Here is a 20,736-nt window from a genome sequence, read left to right on the forward strand (position 1 = left end):
AGCAGCATTGCAAGTTAAAGTGGGGGATTTGCAGATGTTTAATCAAAATAAAGCTAAGAGTACTTTATCCAGAAGCGGTGTGTCAAAAAGAAAAAAATTGATTCTTCTATGGAAAGATGCTTTTCCTTTCCTTCATGATGCAAATAGCAACAGCTCTAACCAACAAAAGATTTTTTTATTTACACCTTTAAAAGAAGCAATAACTTTTTTCTGGCAGTGGTTTGTAGATTGTATAAACAAAGAAATCTCTTTTGGAATTCTTTTTTCATTGATTTTGGTCTTTTTTTCCACAGGTATCATTTTTTATTTTAGTTTAGAGCAAGAGCCAAGTTGGGGGCAATTTGGTGTGTTAATGAGTATCTTTCTTGGAATGCTCTACATTTTGCGTTTTTATCCGAGAATATGGATTGCCGCGGGATTTCTGTTTTGTATTGTGTTGGGCGCTTTGGCTGCAAAAATAGAAACGTGGCGTATATCTACACCAATGCTAAGTGGTGATGTTGTTACAACATTAACGGGAAGAATTGTTTCTATTGAAGCAATGCAAAGAGGGGGATTTCGTTTAGTTCTGGATATTTTGAGGACAGAAAAGCCAACATTACGTCATGGGCCTAATCGTGTCCGTTTATCGGCAAGGCATTTGCCATATGGATTAGTAATCGGCGATGGGCTACGTGGGATGGTCAAGATTCGTGCATTATCTGGGCCTGTACGGCCAGGAGGTTACGATTTTAGTTTTCATAATTATTTTAAAAGAATTGGTGCTCAGGGAATTTACTTGGGAAAACCAATCCGGGTATTCGTTCCGCGGAATGATACAATATTAGGTAGTGTTCTACAGAAAATTGAAAATTTACGGACAAACATGACACAAAAAATCCGTATGGCAATTGACCGAGAAAAGGGCAGTGTTGCGGCCGCTCTTATAACGGGACAGCGGGGTGGTATTTCAAATGACACAAATGAAGCATTGCGTACGGCTGGATTAGCGCATATTTTATCAATATCAGGTCTGCATATGGCTTTGTTGAGTGGCATAGTTCTTGTGAGCATTCGTAGTTTTTTAGCACTTTTCCCAGTTTTTTCATCCTATTATTCCGCTAAAAAATTTGCAGCTATTGTTGCATTAATGATGACAGCTTTTTATTTGTTACTGTCTGGTATGGCTGTATCAGCACAAAGAAGTTTTGTGATGATTGCTGTTATGTTGGTTGCTGTATTATGTAATCGTTCCGCTATAACAATGCGTAATTTTGCTATTGCGGGTTTGATAACTTTGGCTGTTAAGCCGCATGAAATATTAGGGCCCAGCTTTCAAATGTCTTTTTCTGCAACAGCAGCTTTGATTGCGTTTTTTGATTGGTGGAGTGGGAGGTTATCTTCTCGTATAAAAAAAACAACACCATTTTATGTTGGAGGTAGAGTGATCCACCTAGCCTTCTTATCGGTGGTTTCAACATGTGCATCTTCCTTTGTAGCAGGTGCTTCGAGTGGAGTCTACGCTGCTTATCATTTTTCCAATATTGCATTTCTTAGTATTCTCAGTAATGCTTTAGCTTTGCCTGTTATATCAATACTCATCATACCCTTTGGATTAATAGCGGTATTTGCAATGCTTTTGGGTTTTGAATGGTACCCTCTACAAATTATGGGTTTTGGTATTGATCTTGTCACAAAAATTGCTCACGCTATAAAGGACATTTCTCCTGATCTGAATCCTGGATTTATGCCGTTATCCGCATTGATTTTATTTAGTGTAGGCTTGGTTGGGCTGACTTTTTGCAAAACATCCATCAGATTCTTTTTTAGTCTATTTATTTTAGTTGGTATCTATGTTTGTTTGGTGCACTCTCCAGTACAGCTCATTATAGCAGATAGTATGAGTCTTGTGGGCGTCATCGATGAGAAAAAACTCTATATTGATCGTTATCATATCTCTCAGTTTACGACATCTATATGGGAAAAATCATTTCGTGTGCATGAGACGATCAAGCCAACAAAATACGGGCCTCCGTTTAGTGGGCAGTTCGTTTGTGGTGATTATGTTTGTGCATCCTTATTAAAAAATGGATTAAGAGTCATTGTTTTGCATGAAAAAACAGATCAATGCGTAGAGGCAGATGTCGTAATTAAGACATTTGTAATGAATGATTACACATGCACAAAGAAGACACAAATAATATTTACGCCTCAACAATTGTTATCACGAGGGAGTGTCATGATAACCAAAAGCGGAGATATCATTTGGTCTTCTATGGGAGCCTATAGACCATGGAATATACACAGGAAATATTTACAAAAAATGCATAAATTATTAGAACTATCCTCATGATAGACGCAAAAAAATAGGAAACGATAGGAATATTTTTTGATTATACTTCATTTCTTCATAATGCTGTGAAGGTATCAATTTTATCAGAAGTAACCAATTGTTAAAATTTTTCAAAAAAGAGATGTTTTTTTGATGTCTGAGTAATTTGTAATTTTGCAGATTGAGTATGGAATATATAAATAAGTTTTATAAAGAGCGAAAATTATTAATTATGCTATTTTATCATTATAGTTTAATAAATATTTCTTTAGCAAAAGGTGATGAATAAATTTATGGCAAGTTGAGGCAACGGGCTACTTTTTGTTACAATTTGTTATGAAATATCGTTAATTGGTAAAAGGGTAAAATGATTCATGGATGTTCAGCAGTTAAAAAAAATGGCGGCTGCTAAAGCACTTGAGTTTGTTCAAAATGATATGCGGCTTGGTATAGGAACAGGTTCTACAGCAAATGAGTTTATTCGCCTTCTTGGTGAGCGCGTCGCGGATGGTTTGCGTGTGACGGGTGTTGCTACTTCACTGTATTCTGAGCAGCTCTGTCGTAAATTTGGAGTACCTGTTGCTACTTTAGAACAAATGCCTGAACTTGATCTTGATATTGATGGGGCCGATGAAATTGGCCCAGAGATGACTCTTATTAAAGGGGGCGGTGGAGCGTTGTTGCGTGAAAAAATTGTAGCGACTGCATCTCGTAAAATGCTTGTTATCGCTGATGAAACAAAGATAGTGAAAACGCTTGGTGCTTTTGCGTTGCCAATTGAAGTCAATCCGTTTGGTATGAATGCTACATACAGAGCCATTGAAAAAGCAGCTGAGGATCTAGGGCTTTCTGGAGAAATTACACTCCGAATGAATGGGGACAATCCTTTTGAAACAGATGGTGGTCACTTCATTCTTGATGCATCTTTGGGGCGTATTTTGCAGCCAAAATTATTATCGGAGGCACTTCTTGCAATTCCTGGTGTTATCGAGCATGGTCTTTTTTTGGGATTGGCTTCGCGTGCCGTTGTAGCGATGGCAGATGGTCAAATAAAAGTTTTAGAACCGTTTGATTTTTAGAGAAGACAGTTTACATGTCACTATGTTAGAACAATAAAAGGGGCCGTGGAACGTTTTGGGTAGAATAACAAATTTGAATCGTAATTAATTATCGGGGTAATCATTAAATGAAAAAAATATTTTCTTTTCAGCGCGTTATAGTATGTTTTGGTGCGGTTGCCGTTTTGGTTTTGAATATTGGAAGCGTTCATGCACAGGGTGTGAGCGATCAGCATTTAAATTCAGCGAGAAAGGCTATCAGTGCCATTCATGCAACGGATCAATTTGATAGTTTTTTACCAACTGCGGCACGTGATCTCAAAAATGAACTGATAGGTGACGATCCAAATTTAGCAACGACTATTTCTGAGATTGTTGATAAGCAAGCACTTGCTTTGGCTAAACGACGAGCTGATTTAGAAAAAGAAATTGCTCAGGTATATGCAAAATATTTCACTCAGGAAGAGCTTGATGCAATCACGACATTTTATAGTTCCGATACGGGTAGAAAGTTTTTGACAGAAGTTCCAAGTATTGCGCGTGATGCTTATTCTACATTTGATGCATGGCGTTCTACTATTATGCAGGATCTTATAAAAAATGTGAAAAAAGAGATGTCTGAAACACTTAATTTGGAACATTCCATTACGCCTACGAAATCTGGTTCTTCAAAAAAATCCAAATAGCTTGCTTGATATCATTACAATAATGAAGGGTTTCTTTTTTATTTTTTTAAATGGCGGTTTTTCCGCCGTTTTTAATAAAAATAGGTATTTTTCAGGATATTGCCTTATATAACAAAATGATAATTTAAAATAAAAAGAGCCTTTATTTGGTAATAAATAATAAGAGTCTTTTGTTATAGACGCGTAAGAAGGGATAGTTTATGGGATCTTTTGATTTATTCGTTATTGGAAGTGGTTCTGGTGGAGTGCGTGCAGCACGCCTTGCTGGAGGACTTGGTAAGCGTGTTGCTATAGCAGAAGAGTATCGTATAGGGGGAACTTGTGTTATTCGCGGTTGTGTTCCCAAGAAATTGTATGTTTATGCGTCACAATATGCACGAGAGTTCAGGAAAAGCATTGGTTTTGGATGGAAATATGCTGATCCAATTTTTAGCTGGGAAAAATTGGTTGCGGCTAAAAATAAAGAAATATCAAGATTAGAAGGGATTTATCGCAAGGGCTTGCAAGATAATAATGTTCATATTTATGAAAGTCGTGCGGTCTTTGTGGATGATCATACATTAGAGCTCTCTGCAACAGGTGAGCGGGTAAGGGCAGAAAAGATTTTGATCGCGACGGGGGCAAAAATTGCACCAAACACTGCGATAAAAGGCAGTGATTTTTGTCTTACTTCTAATGAAATTTTTGATCTTGAAGAACTTCCAAAGTCAATAGTCATTGTTGGTGGCGGGTATATTGGTGTTGAATTTGCTAATATTTTTCATGAATTGGGGGTAAAAACAACGCTGCTCCATCGTAGTGATTTAATCCTTCGTAACTTTGACTATGATTTGCGACAGTTGCTTAATGATGCAATGATTGAAAAAGGGATTTCGATTATTTATGGGGTGACAGTTTCCGAAGTACAAGCGAGAGGGAATTGTTATGGTGCTGTTTTATCAAATGGGCAAACGATCAGTGCCGATCAGATTATGTTGGCTACGGGGCGTGTGCCAAATACAACAGGTTTAAGACTCGAGCGGGCAGGTGTTCAAGTGGATGAATTTGGTGCAGTTGTTGTTGATGAAAGAATGACAACAAATATACCCCACATTTGGGCTGTTGGTGATGTAACAGGTCATATTCAATTAACACCTGTTGCGATTCATGATGCAATGTGTTTCGTGAAGACTGCTTTTGAGAATATTCCCACGACACCTGATTATGATTTAATTACGACGGCAGTTTTTTCTCAGCCAGAGATTGGAACAGTTGGTCTTTCAGAAGAAGATGCGGTACACCATTATAAACGTCTTGAAATTTATCGTTCAGTTTTCCGTCCTATGCGCAATGTTCTTTCTGGGAGTTCAGAGAAAATGTTTATGAAGCTCATTGTTGATGGTGAAAGTCGTATCGTTGTAGGAGCTCATATTTTGGGAGAAAACGCTGGTGAGATGGCACAGCTTATTGGGATAGCTCTCAAAGGAAAGCTGACGAAAGATATCTTTGATGAAACCATGGCCGTGCATCCAACAATGGCAGAAGAACTGGTAACGATGTATAAACCAAGTTATGTCTATGAAAATGGAAAAAAAGTAGAAATTTGAACAGTAATTATTGTAAGCGGCAAAGCTTTTGATACGACAAGCTGTGGGCTTTTAAGCTCTGGAGAGAGTGTAATGATAAAAGAATGGACGCCTAGCTCTTGGAGAGCAAAGCCAATTAAACAAGTTCCGACTTATCCGGATAAATCTATGTTAGCAGATGTTGAACGAAAGTTGCGCAGTTATCCTCCTTTGGTTTTTGCAGGTGAAGCGCGGGATTTGAAAAATGAATTAGCAGCAGTTGCAAAAGGACAAGCTTTTTTATTACAAGGTGGAGATTGTGCAGAAAGCTTTGCAGAACATGAAGCTGATAATATCCGTGATTTTTTTCGTGTATTTTTGCAAATGGCAATTGTTTTAACTTTTGGAAGTTTTAAGCCAGTTGTTAAAATTGGCCGTATTGCTGGTCAGTTTGCAAAGCCACGCTCGAGTGATATGGAAAAAAAAGGAGGAATTGAACTTCCTTCTTATCGGGGGGATATTATTAATGGCATTGAGTTTGGAGCAGATTATCGTATTCCTGATCCGCAACGAATGTCTATGGCTTATCGCCAATCTGCAGCAACGCTTAATCTGTTGCGTGCTTTTTCACAAGGAGGGTATGCTAATTTAGAAAATGTTCATGCATGGATGTTGAGTTTCGTTTCTAACAGCCCACAGGGTGAGCGTTATGAGCTATTAGCAGAACGTATTTCTGAAGCGATTGATTTTATGCGTTCCATAGGAATTACCTCCAAAACAAATTCTTCATTACGTGAAACATCTTTTTATACCAGTCATGAAGCACTTTTGCTTGGTTATGAAGAAGCTTTAACACGAATTGATTCGACTTCTGGAGATTGGTATGCAACATCTGGTCATATGTTATGGATTGGTGATCGTACACGTCAGATTGATCATGCTCACGTTGAATATTGTCGCGGTATTAAAAATCCGATTGGGTTGAAATGTGGTCCTTCCATTGAACCTGATGAGCTTTTGAGGTTAATTGATATTTTGAATCCTGAAAACGAGATGGGGCGACTGACTCTCATTACGCGTTTTGGGTATGATAAAGTTGAAAATTATCTTCCTAAATTGATCCGTGCAGTTGAGCGAGAAAAACGTAAAGTTATATGGTCGTGTGATCCAATGCATGGCAATACAGTCACTGTAAATGGCTATAAGACTCGCCCCTTTGATTATGTTTTAAAAGAAGTAGAAAACTTTTTTTCAGTGCATCGTGGGGAAGGAACTTATCCAGGGGGCATTCACATTGAAATGACTGGTCGTAATGTAACAGAATGTACAGGTGGTGCACATGCTATTTCTGTAGAAGATTTGTCTGATCGCTATCATACGCAATGTGATCCACGATTAAATGCAGATCAGGCTTTGGAATTAGCTTTTCTTGTTGCTGAACTCCTTAAAAAAAATCGTGATACTGATTCATTAGCACTTGCTGCGAATGGTTAGACAAAAAATGACATAACATTTTTTATTTTAGGTTTTTGTAAGGGGGGGTAAGAAAAGGAATATTTTTGGTGATTAAAATAGAGTTGTGGTTCCAAAACTAATGAAATGATACAAAGACTTATGAAAAATGATTTTCGGGTAGCCGTTGCCCAATTAAATCCTGTTGTTGGTGATATTGAGGGAAATTTTTCTCTTGCCGTAAGGGCGTATCAGGAGGCTAAAGAAAAGGGAGCTGACCTTGTTTTATTCCCTGAGCTTTTTATCAGTGCTTATCCACCAGAAGATCTTGTTCTGAAGCCTGCTTTTACGAAAGCATGTGAAGATGCTGTTAAGGAATTAGCAAAGGGAACAGCAGGGGGAACTGGAATCGTGATTGGTCTTCCTTTAAGGCGGGATGGTAAAATTTACAATGCTGCTATGCTTCTTGATGAAGGCCGGATAATTGCTGAATGCTTGAAATTTGATTTGCCTAATTATGCAGAGTTTGACGAAAAGCGTGTATTTTCTCCTGGTCCGCGCCCTAAGCCTCTTATCTATCGTGGGGTAGGACTAGGAATAGTGATTTGTGAAGATATTTGGAATGATTCTTCACTTTGTGCGGAGCTTGGCAATGAAGGAGCTGAGATTATTCTCGTTCTTAATGCATCTCCCTATTGCCGCAAGAAAACACTAAAACGTGTAGAAGTTGTGCGTGAGCAAGCGCTTCAATCTGGTGTGCCAGTTATCTATGCTAATCCAGTTGGTGGTCAAGATGAGCTTGTTTTTGACGGGGGGTCTTTTGCGCTGAATGGACAAGGAAAAATGGTGTTTCAAATGAAACATTTTGAGAGTCATCTTGCTTTGAGCCATTGGCAACGAAAAACGACAGGATGGCAATGTGTTTCTGGTCCCAATGAAAATCTTCTCAATGGGTTAGCTGCTGATTATCAAGCCTGTGTTTTGGGTTTGAGAGATTATGTCAATAAAAACCGCTTTAAGAATGTTATCCTTGGTCTTTCAGGAGGGATTGATTCAGCACTTTGTACAGCAATAGCGGTGGATGCTCTTGGCTCTGAGAGAGTTCGCACCATAATGATGCCTTACCACTATACTTCGCAAGAATCGTTAGAAGATGCTAAAGAGTGTGCTCGTCTTTTAGGGTGTCATTATGAAATAATACCGATTGAGCAACCTGTTGAGGTTTTTTTGAATACAATGGCGCCGTTTTTTTTAGGGTTGCCGTCTGATGTGACAGAAGAAAATCTTCAAAGCCGTATACGCGGTACACTTTTAATGGCATTTTCCAATAAATTTGGCTCAATGGTAGTGACAACAGGCAATAAGTCGGAGATGGCTGTGGGATATGCAACACTTTATGGTGATATGAATGGAGGCTTCAATCCTATTAAGGATGTTTATAAAATGCAGGTTTTTGCATTAGCGGAGTGGCGCAATAAAAATCACTTGCAAAATTTTGAGGGACCAGAAGGAATTGTCATTCCATCCAATATTATAGAAAAAGCGCCTTCTGCAGAGCTGCGGGAAAATCAAAAAGATGAAGATTCTCTTCCTCCTTATCCTATTCTAGATGATATCTTGCAATCTCTTGTAGAAAATGACATGAGTATTTGTGATATTGTTAAACGTGGCTATTCACGGGAAACTGTTGAGAAAATTGAACATCTTCTTTATGGTGCCGAATATAAAAGAAAGCAATCTGCACCCGGTGTAAAAATCAGTTACAAGAATTTCGGACGCGATCGTCGCTATCCCATAGTCAATCATTTTCGCGATAAAAATTGAGTATTATTTTATGGTTAAAGTTCGTTTTGCTCCTTCTCCAACAGGTTATATTCATATTGGCAATATCCGTAGTGCGCTTTTCAATTGGCTTTATGCGCAAGCGTATAAGGGAGAATTTATTTTGCGCTATGATGATACAGATGCTGAACGTTCTAAACAAGAATATATCGATGCTATTGCTGTTGACCTTGAATGGCTTGGTATTCAACCAGATTCAATTTATTACCAATCTAAGCGATTTGATCGATATGATGAAGTTGCGGAAATTCTTAAACAACGCGGGCTTCTTTATCCCTGTTATGAGACTGCAGAAGAATTAGAGCGGCGTCGTAAAATCCAGCTTTCACGCAAATTGCCTCCTATTTATAACCGTGCAGCATTAAAATTGACAGCAGAAGAGAAAAAAAACTTTGAATCACAAGGTCGTAAGCCCCATTGGCGTTTTCTTCTTCCTAATTTTGAAAATGATCCTTTGCAAACAAAGCGAACAGAAGTTTGCTGGAATGATGCAATAAAGGGAAAGCAGACGATTGATTTGGCGTCTCTTTCAGATCCTGTTCTCATTCGCGAAGATGGAAGCTATCTTTATACATTGCCGTCTGTTGTTGATGATGTAGATATGGCTATTACGCATATTATTCGTGGAGATGATCATATTACAAATACAGGCGCTCAAATTGCTCTTTTTAAAGCTCTTAATGCAGAATTACCGGTTTTTGGTCATATCAATTTATTGGCGACAGTTTTAGGAAAAGGATTTTCAAAACGTAACAATGATCTTTCTATTCGTTCTCTACGGGAAGAAGGATTTGAATCTATAGCTGTTCAGAGTCTTGCTGTTTTGATTGGGACATCACAAAATGTGTATCCCTATCCCAATCAGGCAGCGCTTTTAGAGCATTTTAATCTCCAAGATACGTCAAGATCCGTTGCAAAATTTGATATTTCTGATCTTCTTGCTTTGAACAGTCATCTTGTCCATGAGTTAACCTATGAAGAAGTAAAAATGCGACTTAAAAGTCTTTCTATTGATGGAGAAAAGGCTGAGTGTTTTTGGAACGCGATAAAAAGTAATATTGATAAAGTAAATGATGCTGTTTTGTGGTGGAAAATTATTCATGATAAACAGAGCTTTGATACAGTGGTACTAGAGGATCGTGCTTTTGTGCGCCAATCACTCGATTTCTTACCTGAGGGTGTATTGAAGGATGAAAGTTGGAAAATTTGGACAACAGCATTAAAAGAAAAAACAGGTCGAAAAGGAAAAGCTTTGTTTATGCCATTACGTCAGGCACTTACAGGCATGGATCATGGACCTGAAATGGGAAAAATCTTGCCGCTCTTGGGACGTGAGAAAGTAATAGAAAGACTAACTATCCAAGGGGAATAAAAGCCAGCTCTTTCAGAGCACTTTACTCATTTTTTGCCTTATAAAAAAGCAAACTTTCAGTTTAAGTGCGGGTTTTTATGAGCATAAATGCTGGAATATCATCGCCAAACCCAAGGGGAGTGTAATTCTTATTGTTTCGAGGATGATGCTGTTCAGGTGGCTTTTCTTTATTTTTTGCAGTTTCTATGTCATCCACTTTATTATCTTGTAAAGACTTTTTAGTTCGAACAGCGCGTCCTTTTTGAGAAGTCTTCTTTACTGATTTTTGAGATTTTTTCTTTACAGTGATGTCGTCTTCTTGATTATCGGTCGTTAAAGTAGAGAGATCCCCATTGAGCCATTCAATTTTTTCATTGCTCATTTCTTCAATAGCACTGATATATTTTTGGTCAGTTTTTGTAACAATTGTAAAAGCTTTTCCACTACGATTTGCACGCCCTGTACGACCAATTCGATGAATATAGTCTTCAGCATGTGTGGGAACGTCATAGTTGAAGACATGGCTTACGGCTGGGATATCAAGTCCACGGGCGGCAACATCAGATGCAACAAGAAGTGTGAGTTTATTGTCTTTAAAATCGGCCAATGTGCTCATGCGCGAGTATTGGTCCATATCTCCATGAAGTGCACCTACACTAAAATTATGTCTGACGAGAGATCTAAAAAGTTCAGAGATATCTCTTTTTCGATTACAGAAAATAATAGCGTTTTGAAGCTCTGCACCTTCATTATGAATAAGTTCTCGCAAAACAGCTCTTTTATCCCATGACTTACTTCCCGATTTGACGAGCCGCTGTGTAATTGTGGTTGCGGTTGAGGATGCTTTTGTAACTTCAACAGAAACAGGAGAATGTAAAAATTGCTTTGTTAGTTTTGCAATTTCTGGCGCCATTGTTGCAGAAAAGAACAAAGTTTGACGTGTAAAAGGGGTGAGTTTACAGACGCGTTCAATATCAGGAATAAAGCCCATATCCAACATGCGATCAGCTTCATCAATAACAAGAATTTCCACGCCCATCAGAAGCAATTTACCGCGTTCAAAATGATCGAGAAGACGTCCTGGCGTTGCGATAAGAACATCAGCACCCCGTTCAAGTTTACGATCTTGGTGTTCAAAAGAAACACCACCAATCAAAAGTACAACATTTAAACGATGATTTATTCCATATTTATCGAAGTTTTCTTCGACTTGGGCTGCAAGTTCTCGTGTTGGTTCTAATATGAGAGTACGGGGCATTCGCGCTCTTGCACGCCCTTTTTCAAGCAGTGTGAGCATAGGTAAAACGAAAGAAGCTGTTTTCCCAGTCCCTGTTTGAGCAATACCTAGAACATCTTTTCTTTGAAGCACGTGAGGGATTGTTCCACTCTGAATAGGTGTTGGAACCGTATACCCCGCTGACTTTACTGCTTTAATAACCTTTTCGGAAAGGCCCAAATCATCAAAACTTTTTAAAGGTGGTATCATTTTTCTATCAATTGCTCTGCGATTTTAACTTCTCTATCCGAACTATTCGTGAGATTTAAGTATTCGATGCTCTTAAAGAGGGTTAAAGTGCCTTCATAAAAAAGTCAACTCTAACGGCCATATACCTAGAGAAAGCATAATACAATAATTAATAGCGAAATTGTTCTGATAAAATACGTTCATCCCATGAATGGTTAGAGTCAAAAAGGATTGAGGCTGTTACTTCTGTTGCCATTGAAATAGTAACTGAATGGACAGATTTTACCTCGACATTATCGGCAGCAGCATTTACAGGACGTTTTTTAGGTTCGAGCATATCAAAGCGTACTATTGCCGTATTGGGAAGCAGTGCTCCATGCCAGCGACGAGGACGAAAGGGGCTAACGGGAGTAAGTGCCATAAGGGGAGCCATGAGGGGCAAGATAGGTCCATGTGCTGATAAATTATATGCAGTAGATCCTGCTGGTGTTGCAACGAGGATACCATCGCAATTTAATTGTTCCATACGAACGTTGTCATCAATACTGATACGGATTTTTGCTGCTTGGTAAGATTGACGGAATAACGAGACTTCATTGATTGCGAGTGCCTCAATATACTCTTGACATTCAGCTTTTGCAATCATGCGCAGGGGATGAATTTCCTTTTTATGTGCGACAGCAATGCGATTTGGCAATTTTTGTTCATGAAATTCATTCATAAGAAATCCTACAGAACCTTGATTCATGCCGTAAATAGGTTTTCCGGTGTTCATAACGTCCCGCACTGTTTGTAACATTGTTCCATCACCACCAATTGCAACAACAACATCACTTTCTTCGAGAGAAGAATGACCGTAAATGGAAATTAATTTATGGGTAGCTTTAGTGGCATCTATAGTTTCTGCAGAGATAAAATGAAAGCGGCTTGGTAATTTAGTCATTAAGGATTATCCTGATATTTGCAATTTATTTTGTAACTTACTTTTTGAGAATTTTGAAGTTGTAATAAAAGCTGTTTTCTCAACAAGAAAAGAATTTTGTGCGAAAAGGAAGCTGTTTTGAGATAAAGTCTCATGGCAGGAGAGGATGAGAAATGTGCGTAGTTGCATAAATCATAAACAAGTATTTTTTATCAGAATGATAATTCTCCATTGAAGCTGAGAGTGTGATCAGTTAAAAGGCTACGGATGATTTTAATAATCAGTTTTAAGCACCCGTAGCTCAGCTGGATAGAGCGCTGCCCTCCGAAGGCAGAGGTCACAGATTCGAATTCTGTCGGGTGCACCAAACTCTTCACTACCATTTTGTATCATTTTTGTAACAGTATTGATTTTTTTGAAAATAAAATATTCTTATTTTAAAAGGAAATTTCATTAAAGTGCATTATTAAGTTATACACTAAATGGTGAAAGTAATTTTAAAATGAGCAAGTTTGTTGCTTTTTATGGAGCCATTCTGGTTTATTATTTGGAATATTGAAATTAAGAAAGTGGGGGGACTAACAGAGAAAATTGCTGTTATTTTGCCAACGGCACTACACTCTGTACACAAAGTAGAAAATGCTTTTTAATTTATGAAGTAAAGCTATTTTTTCCATTATTTTATTCAGCCAATTGGAATTGAGAAATTTTGTTTTCGATATTTTTGTTTTGTTATTTAAGAGCATAGCTTGTTTATCCAAACAATTTTAATCCCACATAAGCGTTAGAGAGCAAAAGTGCTTTTTCTGTTTCATAAACAAATGGGCAGTATGAATATAAGCTATAAATGAGCGAGAGAGAAGATTATGACTATTGTACTAAATCCTGGTAAAGTAACGCTTAGCGAACTTGAAGCTATTTACTGGAATGGTGAAGTAAGCAAACTTCATAATGATACGCATCTAGCTATCAAAAAGGGAGCAGATCGCATTGCTGAAATTGCTGCGGGAAGTGAGCCAGTTTACGGCATCAATACTGGTTTTGGAAAATTAGCGTCGATTAAAATTGATGTAAATGATGTGACGGTTTTACAAAGAAATCTTATTTTGTCACATTGTTGTGGTGTGGGGGAACCTTTACCTGAAAATGTTGTACGTCTGATGATGACCTTAAAACTCATTTCGCTCGGGCGAGGAGCTTCTGGTGTTCGTCTAGAATTGGTGCATTTGTTAGAAAACATGCTTGCAAATGGAGTTATTCCTGTCATCCCCGAAAAGGGATCTGTTGGTGCATCAGGTGATCTTGCGCCTCTTGCTCACATGGCCGCTGTTATGATGGGAGAGGGAGAAGCGTTCTTTCAAAATATTCGCATGAGTGGGGCAGCTGCTTTAGAAAAAGCAGGATTGTCACCTGTTGTTTTAGAAGCAAAAGAAGGTTTAGCTCTTATCAATGGTACCCAAACATCAACAGCACTTGCTCTTGCAGGTCTTTTTCGTGGTTATAGGGCATTGTGTGGTGGACTTCTTGCAGGAGCATTGACGACAGATGCCGTCATGGGATCAACAGCTCCATTTCATCCTGATATCCATATTTTACGGGGACATTATGGGCAGATTGTCGTATCACAAACATTAGAAAAGCTTTTAGAGGATTCAGAAATTCGGTCTGCACATTTGCGCGATGATATCCGTGTACAAGATCCTTATTGTATACGTTGTCAACCACAGGTTATGGGGGCATGTTTTGATATTCTTATCGCAGCAGCAAAAACACTGATTATTGAAGCAAATGCAGTTACAGATAATCCGTTAATTTTAAGCGATGGTGAGGTTGTATCAGGTGGAAATTTTCATGCTGAACCTGTAGCATTTGCTGCTGATCAGATCGCTCTTGCTTTATGTGAGATAGGTTCCATTTCGCAAAGGCGTATTGCCCTTATGGTTGATCCAGCAGTTTCTTATGGACTTCCAGCTTTTTTAGCGCAAAATGCGGGCCTTAATTCAGGTTTTATGATTGCTGAAGTAACTTCAGCTGCTTTAATGTCTGAAAATAAACAAATGGCACATCCTGCTTCAGTTGATTCGACACCAACTTCGGCAAATCAGGAGGATCATGTTTCAATGGCTTGCCATGGTGCGCGTCGGCTATTAGCAATGAGTGAAAATCTTTTTACTATTATTGGCATTGAAACGCTTATTGCAGCACAAGGAATTGAATATCGTACTCCTTTAAAAACAAGCTCCTTTCTACAGTCTGTTATGGAGCACCTACGCAAAAATATTGATACCCTTAAGGGAGATCGTTATATGGCTCCAGATCTTCATAAGGGGCACATACTTGTAAGTGAGGGGCACTTATTGTCCATTTTACCAAAAATAATTTTTCCATCACTAGAATCCAAATAATAGTTATTTAGATTCTAGTAGGGAAGGGAGACACTTAATTTATGAATTTTCTTATATAAAATTGGGTGAACTGATATATTTGAGTAATAAATGAATATGTACTCATTTATCAGCTAGTATGCAGTGGGGTATCTGTATCCAATTATCTCTTTAGGTGTGCATAACAGCGTATGAACTAGCTTTTTAATATCAACAGAAACGGCCTAAAATCAGTAATATAGTGAATCTCGCCAATCTTTAAAAGCTTTGGAAAGGGTGTTGGAAAGTGTCTCTACGGCCCATGTTTTAAACCAAATTACCCCCTTAAGTGCAAGTTTTCCAAGCAAAAAAGTTATGGTAGCGATCATAACTCCTTTTTTAACTTTTTCTCTGATTGTAGATCCACCTTTTTCTATAGTGTTTTGATTTGAAATGCGAATGATAACCATATTTTTCGTCTCAACAAGGATATCTTTTTCATGTGACGTTGTGGCAATGAAAAGACTTTCTTGAGATCTGCTTCTCCCAAGATTTGCATTAACTTCCACAATTTGCAAAAAACAAAAAATAACTGTTATAAAAATACATAATATATTGCTTTTAAACATTTTTCCCCCTTTTGTTATTTAAAATAATTCTAAAAAATCATAAAATATCTTAAAAAAGAGAAATGCATGATAAAATTTTTAGTTTTATTGTATACAATAGATATAATCTATTCTTTATGAATGGTAAAATCACAATAAAATATTTATAATTTCAAAATCTATACTTTAATTATGTTATAGAAGATAAGCAAAAAATGAAAGATTAAATCACTCCTAAAAGCAATTTTTTCAATATTGGCTTTTATAAGTTTATACTGATAAATCAGATCACCATGAGGCAAAATAGCTCTTTTAGGGAAAACGTGTGTTTTAAAGTAATTAGATTTCCTAAGGAGTGGATTGAGTGCACTTTAATTACTGATTTGAATCCATTCAGTTGGTGTTAAAAGTTGTTTCATGGGATGTTGTACACAATTTGTGTTTGTTGTAAGCTAGAAAAGTAACAGAGAATTTGCTTAAGGTACCGATAGAAAATTTATTGACTTGCCCAAAATGTAGCTTTACGAATTTTAGGCTTCTATTTCTGTGAAGTGAAAAGAGAGGGTTGCAATTAGTAGTCTCATCAAATTCAGCATTTTTTCTGCAAAACAAAAATAGAGAATATGAAAATAAATTAAAGGACAATTATAAAAAATTGCATTACCATTTGATCAAAATAACATGACAAAAAATGTGAGCGGTGAAAAAGCTGAATAACTTCTAATAAGAGTGCTTTTCATTGTTTACGATAGAGCGTCTGATAGGCATTGTTCAATGCTCTTTAAATATACCTTCGGGAGAAAAATGAGGCTTTATGATGGATAAAGTCAGCATTGTCGTATGGTTTTTCGTCAACAATTCAGTGAAGAAGGAAAAAAATGGGAACAAATGAGCTTAAACGAGGTATGAGCAAGCGCCAAGTTATCTTTTTAGCTCTTGGCTCTGCTATTGGAACGGGCCTTTTTTATGGGTCTGCACAAGCGATTAAGCTTGCTGGTCCAAGTGTTCTCATAGCCTATTGTATTTCTGGTTTTGCTATTTTTATGGTTATGCGGGCTCTCGGTGAGATGATTATTCACAATCCACTTCCCGGTTCTTTTGCTCGTTATGCTGCAAACTACATATCACCATTGGCAGGTTTTTTAACAGGATGGACATATGTTTTTGAGATGCTTCTTGTTGGCTTGGCTGATATCACGGCTTTTGCGACTTATATGGGTTTTTGGTATCCTGATGTTGCTCCTTGGGTATGGGCACTCAGCATTACATTGATCATTACCAGTATTAACTTGGCAGCAGTAGAAGTATATGGTGAGCTAGAATTTTGGCTGTCTTCTATTAAAATTATTGCTATCATCGCAATGATTATCTTAGGAATAGTAATTATTTTGTATGGTTGGGGAACAAATCCTACTTCTTCCCCTGTGAGTGTCCATAATTTATGGAAAAATGGAGGTATTTTTCCCAATGGTTGGTTTGGTTTTTTGGCTTGCTTTAGTGTTGTTGTCTTTGCTTTTGGTGGTGTAGAAATCATCGGTATGGCAGTGATGGAAATACAAGATCCTCATCAAACACTCTCAAAGGCCATTAATTCTACTCCTGTACGTATTTTGCTCTTTTATATCATGAGCTTAGCCATTTTAATGTCACTTTATCCTTGGAATAAAATTGGCCTTATGGATAGTCCTTTCGTTTCAATTTTTGAAAGTCTTGGGATCTCAGCGGCAGCTAATATTCTGAATATTGTTGTTGTTATAGCGGCTGTTTCGGCAATGAACAGTGCGATGTATGGCGCTGCCCGCATGATACATGGGCTTTCGCAGGAAGGTTATGCTTTAAAGAAGTTTCAATATTTATCTAAAAATGGTATACCAATTTTTGTTATTTTATTGATTTTAGGTATTTTTCTTTTTGGAGTTGTTCTGAATTATTTGTTCCATGAACAGCTTTTTTTTCTCATTGCAGCAATGGCAACATTTGCGACAGTTTTTGTTTGGATGATGATATTATTTTCGCAAATTTTTATGCGGCTTAAAATGCCTAAAGAAGTGCAATCTGGTTTGAAATTTCCAATTCCATTTTGGCCAATAGGACCAATTTTTTCTATATTATTTATGGTTTTTATTTTTGTGCTTTTATGTTTTTTTGATGATACACGACCAGTTTTAGTTGTAGGTATTAGTTGGGTTATTTGGCTTGTTATTTGCTTCTATGCACTTAAATTTTATAATCTGAAAAAAAACAAGGAGCAATAAAGTACGAATAAGAATTAAGTTAGGGTAAAAAGCTGATAATTTGATAGTAGAAGGGTAATTGCTCAACAAAAATTAGAAATGACCTGCTAATTCTCATTTTGTTTGGAAGAGATATGTATGTTATTGCTGATAATGGCTGTCAAATCATATAAAGCAGGGATAGTTATAAAATCGACAGGTCATTGCTGACGAACGAGCAATTACATAAATTTGCTTCTCCAACTTCAATTACATCAGTTTTGGCTACAAGCTTTTCCCCACATACAAAAGTATCGTGAAAAGAGGGAGATCTCCCTCTGATCTTTGCGGTATTGTTTGATAAAATAATTATACCGAAATCATTATTTTTGGTTTTATAAAAATATTGTTTCATTTAACATTAGCTAAACAAAAATACATATAAATTATAATCATAAAACAATTAATAAAATAAGTTTACTCATTAAAAATATCATTTTGTTTAAAATTTATTATTTTATATATTGATATTTTTAATTTTTATAATAAAATGAAAACTTCATATTGCTTTAAATATAACTTATTTATTTATAATTATTTGGTAAGTTTATTGTAACGATTACAAAAGTGGGGATGAACGCTTATGTTTTTCTATAATTTATCCATTATGTATTATTTGTTATATAATTTGCTACATAACAAGCCATACAAAGGACCAACAACAAGCAGGATTTTAAATAAAATAACTTTAGGATTAGTTTGACCGTTGTGTGCTCTCTAAGTCTTCATAAAAAAGAGCTGAAATAACGAAACAATGGGAAATTTCACGGATACAGTAGCATTCAGTATGGTGTGAAAGTACGAAGATCTTGGTATAGCTGCTACATTTTTGTGGCAGAAAAGATAGAGAATGAACCGATAGTTCCTTTTATTGGCAGGTGTTATTCTACTGGATGTTTATCTGTTTGATGGTTTTCGTTACAGGGTTGATGGCGAAGATGGGAAGAACAGATTTTATCACAATTGAAATAAGACAGAACACCGTGCGTACTTTTATAAAGAGGACGATATGGAAGCAGTCATTTTTTCCATTTTAAATGGATGTTCTGTCGTCACCAAATTTTCTTTAGGCAGTTTTTCATAAAATACAAATGCGTGGAGCCAATCTATAATGTTTTTTATAATATTAAGCCAAGATTGCTTATTAAGAGTTTTTGTTTCTTTTATTTTATTGTTTAGTTTTTTTAATTTTTTTACAGCATCTGCGCAAACACCCACAGATAATTTTTTTCGTGAGCATAGTGAACAGCAAAGATTACAGAAGCTTGAGCATTTACAGGCTTTAACGCCTAAAGGCATGAACAGTTCTCCTGAAAGAGAGCAAGGCGCGCGTCTTAGTGATGAAGACTGCTTTGCCATTCATCATATTGTTGTTGAGGGAGTGCATCACGTCAAAAAGCACGCTCTTGCAGCCGTAACCGAGCCTTATATTGGGAGATGTATCGGGCTTTCTGATATCCAGACATTGATCAAACAGTTAACCAAGGTCTATCTCGATAAAGGCTATGTGACGGCGCGTTTTTATATTCCCGATCAAGATATCAAAAACAGCAAGACACTCAAATTTGTTGTTGAAGAAGGCAAGCTCTCAGAGATTTACTATAATGGTTCTCCAGCGTCTCGTTATAACAATGTTGTGTGGAGTGCTTTTCCTGGGCTTAAAGGGCGCATTCTCAATATGCGCGATATTGAACAGGGGCTTGATCAGATCAACAGGCTCCAGTCAGCACATGCTCAAAGCGAACTTCTTCCAGGAAGAGAAGAGGGCAGCACCATTGTTAATATTAACAATCACTCTGAGAAAGCTTTCAAGGTTACCGTTTCCCATGACAATATGGGACAATCCTCCACAGGTTATGCGCGTTATAGTGCAGGCTTAAAACTGGAGAATATTTTAGGGATGAATGATGCGTGGGATTTTAGCTATCAGCGCAGTGAGACAGATTATTGGGGTGGGAGTAAGCAAGAAGGACATAGTAACGATATTTCAGCGAGTGTGAGTGTCCCGTACGGTTATTGGACCTTTGGTTTGAATGGCACTGTTTATAATTACCAAAGCGTAATTTCTGGCAATTTTACCGATATTGAAACGACGGGGGATTCCAGTGAGTTGCACGCTAGTACAAGCAGGGTTCTTCACCGCGATAGTGTTTCACTTACAACGCTTAATGTGGGTCTTTCTTATAAAAGAACCAACAATTACCTCCTTGGTAATAAGATAGAGGTTGGCAGCCGTCAATATAGCGTAGCCAATTTTGGGATTTCGCATTCCCGCCAAATGTTAGAGGGGACTTGGACTTTTGATGTGAGTTATTTGCAAGGCCTTCCCTTGTTTCATTCAGTAAAGAAACATGCTCCAGGGGCAGGGGATGCAGAGCCACAATTTGCTAAATTTACCGGCACACTCAGTACCATGACACCCTTTAAGGTTGGAGGCTTAGACTTCATCTTTAATACCCTTTTGGTAGGGCAATATTCTCTGCATAATTTACTGGGTGCTGAGCAGATTTCGTTGGGGAGCGTTTCCAATGTTCGTGGAACGCGTGAGAGTTTAATTTTTGGCAATAACGGTTTTTTTAGCCGTAATGATTTGTCTTTGCGCGCAGTTCCATGGCGCAACAATGCTTCTCTGAAAAAGGTTTTGGGGGAACTTCGTCCCTTTGTTGGTTTGGACTATGGGCGTGTGTTTTCGCAACCCTTGTATGGAATTACCGGTGAACAGCTTGCGAGTTGGACAGCGGGTGTCAAACTTGTGGGGGGGATTGTCTCCCTTGATGCAAGCTATTCGAGTGTTCTGTGGAGCACAGTCAAACACAAGAAGTCAGGAACGGCTTTTGTGACATTAACAATGAATCTTTAAG

At 37.5% G+C, this 20,736-nt stretch carries 13 protein-coding genes and 1 tRNA gene; 11 read left to right on the top strand and 3 right to left on the bottom strand.

The genetic code is table 11. The annotated features are described in order from the left end of the window. Positions 1-34: 34 nt before the first annotated feature. The 7 genes from ACKC4Y_RS02635 to gltX all read left to right on the top strand — a co-directional run bounded on the left by ACKC4Y_RS02635 (position 35) and on the right by gltX (position 10,265). Positions 35-2,332 (top strand): ComEC/Rec2 family competence protein, encoded by a 2,298-nt coding sequence (locus tag ACKC4Y_RS02635; RefSeq protein ID WP_409361853.1) that lies wholly within the window; start codon positions 35-37, stop codon positions 2,330-2,332. A 353-nt stretch (positions 2,333-2,685) separates the two neighbouring features. Continuing rightward, positions 2,686-3,390, top strand: a complete 705-nt coding sequence (gene rpiA, locus ACKC4Y_RS02640; RefSeq protein WP_409361854.1) for a ribose-5-phosphate isomerase RpiA — start codon at positions 2,686-2,688, stop codon at positions 3,388-3,390. A gap of 107 nt (positions 3,391-3,497) precedes the next feature. Further along, positions 3,498-4,055, top strand: a complete 558-nt coding sequence (locus ACKC4Y_RS02645) for a DUF2059 domain-containing protein (protein WP_409361855.1) — start codon at positions 3,498-3,500, stop codon at positions 4,053-4,055. Between the two features lie 200 nt (positions 4,056-4,255). Next, positions 4,256-5,641, top strand: a complete 1,386-nt coding sequence (gene gor / locus ACKC4Y_RS02650; RefSeq protein ID WP_409361856.1) for a glutathione-disulfide reductase — start codon at positions 4,256-4,258, stop codon at positions 5,639-5,641. 72 nt (positions 5,642-5,713) lie between these two features. Next, entirely contained in the window at positions 5,714-7,093 is a 1,380-nt protein-coding gene (locus ACKC4Y_RS02655; RefSeq protein WP_409361857.1) for a class II 3-deoxy-7-phosphoheptulonate synthase, read from the top strand. A gap of 120 nt (positions 7,094-7,213) precedes the next feature. Next, positions 7,214-8,875 carry an NAD+ synthase gene (locus ACKC4Y_RS02660; RefSeq protein WP_409362132.1) on the top strand — a complete coding sequence of 554 codons (1,662 nt, stop codon included), beginning with the start codon at positions 7,214-7,216 and terminating at the stop codon, positions 8,873-8,875. Between the two features lie 10 nt (positions 8,876-8,885). Continuing rightward, positions 8,886-10,265 carry a glutamate--tRNA ligase gene (gene gltX, locus ACKC4Y_RS02665; RefSeq protein ID WP_409361858.1) on the top strand — a complete coding sequence of 460 codons (1,380 nt, stop codon included), beginning with the start codon at positions 8,886-8,888 and terminating at the stop codon, positions 10,263-10,265. A gap of 61 nt (positions 10,266-10,326) precedes the next feature. Here gltX and ACKC4Y_RS02670 read toward each other — a convergent pair whose 3' ends face one another. Then, positions 10,327-11,730 carry a DEAD/DEAH box helicase gene (locus ACKC4Y_RS02670; protein WP_409361859.1) on the bottom strand — a complete coding sequence of 468 codons (1,404 nt, stop codon included), beginning with the start codon at positions 11,728-11,730 and terminating at the stop codon, positions 10,327-10,329. 148 nt (positions 11,731-11,878) lie between these two features. Then, entirely contained in the window at positions 11,879-12,652 is a 774-nt protein-coding gene (locus ACKC4Y_RS02675) for an NAD kinase (RefSeq protein WP_409361860.1), read from the bottom strand. Between the two features lie 269 nt (positions 12,653-12,921). Between ACKC4Y_RS02675 and ACKC4Y_RS02680 the strand changes: the two genes are divergently transcribed. Then, a tRNA-Arg gene (locus tag ACKC4Y_RS02680) sits at positions 12,922-12,998 on the top strand. 499 nt (positions 12,999-13,497) lie between these two features. Further along, positions 13,498-15,036 (top strand): histidine ammonia-lyase, encoded by a 1,539-nt coding sequence (gene hutH / locus ACKC4Y_RS02685; RefSeq protein WP_409361861.1) that lies wholly within the window; start codon positions 13,498-13,500, stop codon positions 15,034-15,036. A 209-nt stretch (positions 15,037-15,245) separates the two neighbouring features. Here hutH and ACKC4Y_RS02690 read toward each other — a convergent pair whose 3' ends face one another. After that, positions 15,246-15,464, bottom strand: coding sequence for a hypothetical protein (locus ACKC4Y_RS02690; protein WP_409361862.1), 219 nt, complete (start codon positions 15,462-15,464; stop codon positions 15,246-15,248). 1,016 nt (positions 15,465-16,480) lie between these two features. On the opposite strand from ACKC4Y_RS02690, the gene ACKC4Y_RS02695 reads away from it, so the two are divergent. Together ACKC4Y_RS02695 and ACKC4Y_RS02700 are read left to right on the top strand one after the other, a co-directional pair. Continuing rightward, positions 16,481-17,857 carry an amino acid permease gene (locus tag ACKC4Y_RS02695; protein WP_409361863.1) on the top strand — a complete coding sequence of 459 codons (1,377 nt, stop codon included), beginning with the start codon at positions 16,481-16,483 and terminating at the stop codon, positions 17,855-17,857. Between the two features lie 1,129 nt (positions 17,858-18,986). Further along, the gene (locus tag ACKC4Y_RS02700) at positions 18,987-20,735 is read left to right on the top strand and encodes a ShlB/FhaC/HecB family hemolysin secretion/activation protein (RefSeq protein ID WP_409361864.1); all 1,749 of its coding nucleotides are present in this window, start codon (positions 18,987-18,989) and stop codon (positions 20,733-20,735) included. Position 20,736: the final 1 nt, after the last annotated feature.

Source organism: Bartonella heixiaziensis, from assembly GCF_046245125.2.
Lineage (GTDB): Bacteria > Pseudomonadota > Alphaproteobacteria > Rhizobiales > Rhizobiaceae > Bartonella > Bartonella heixiaziensis.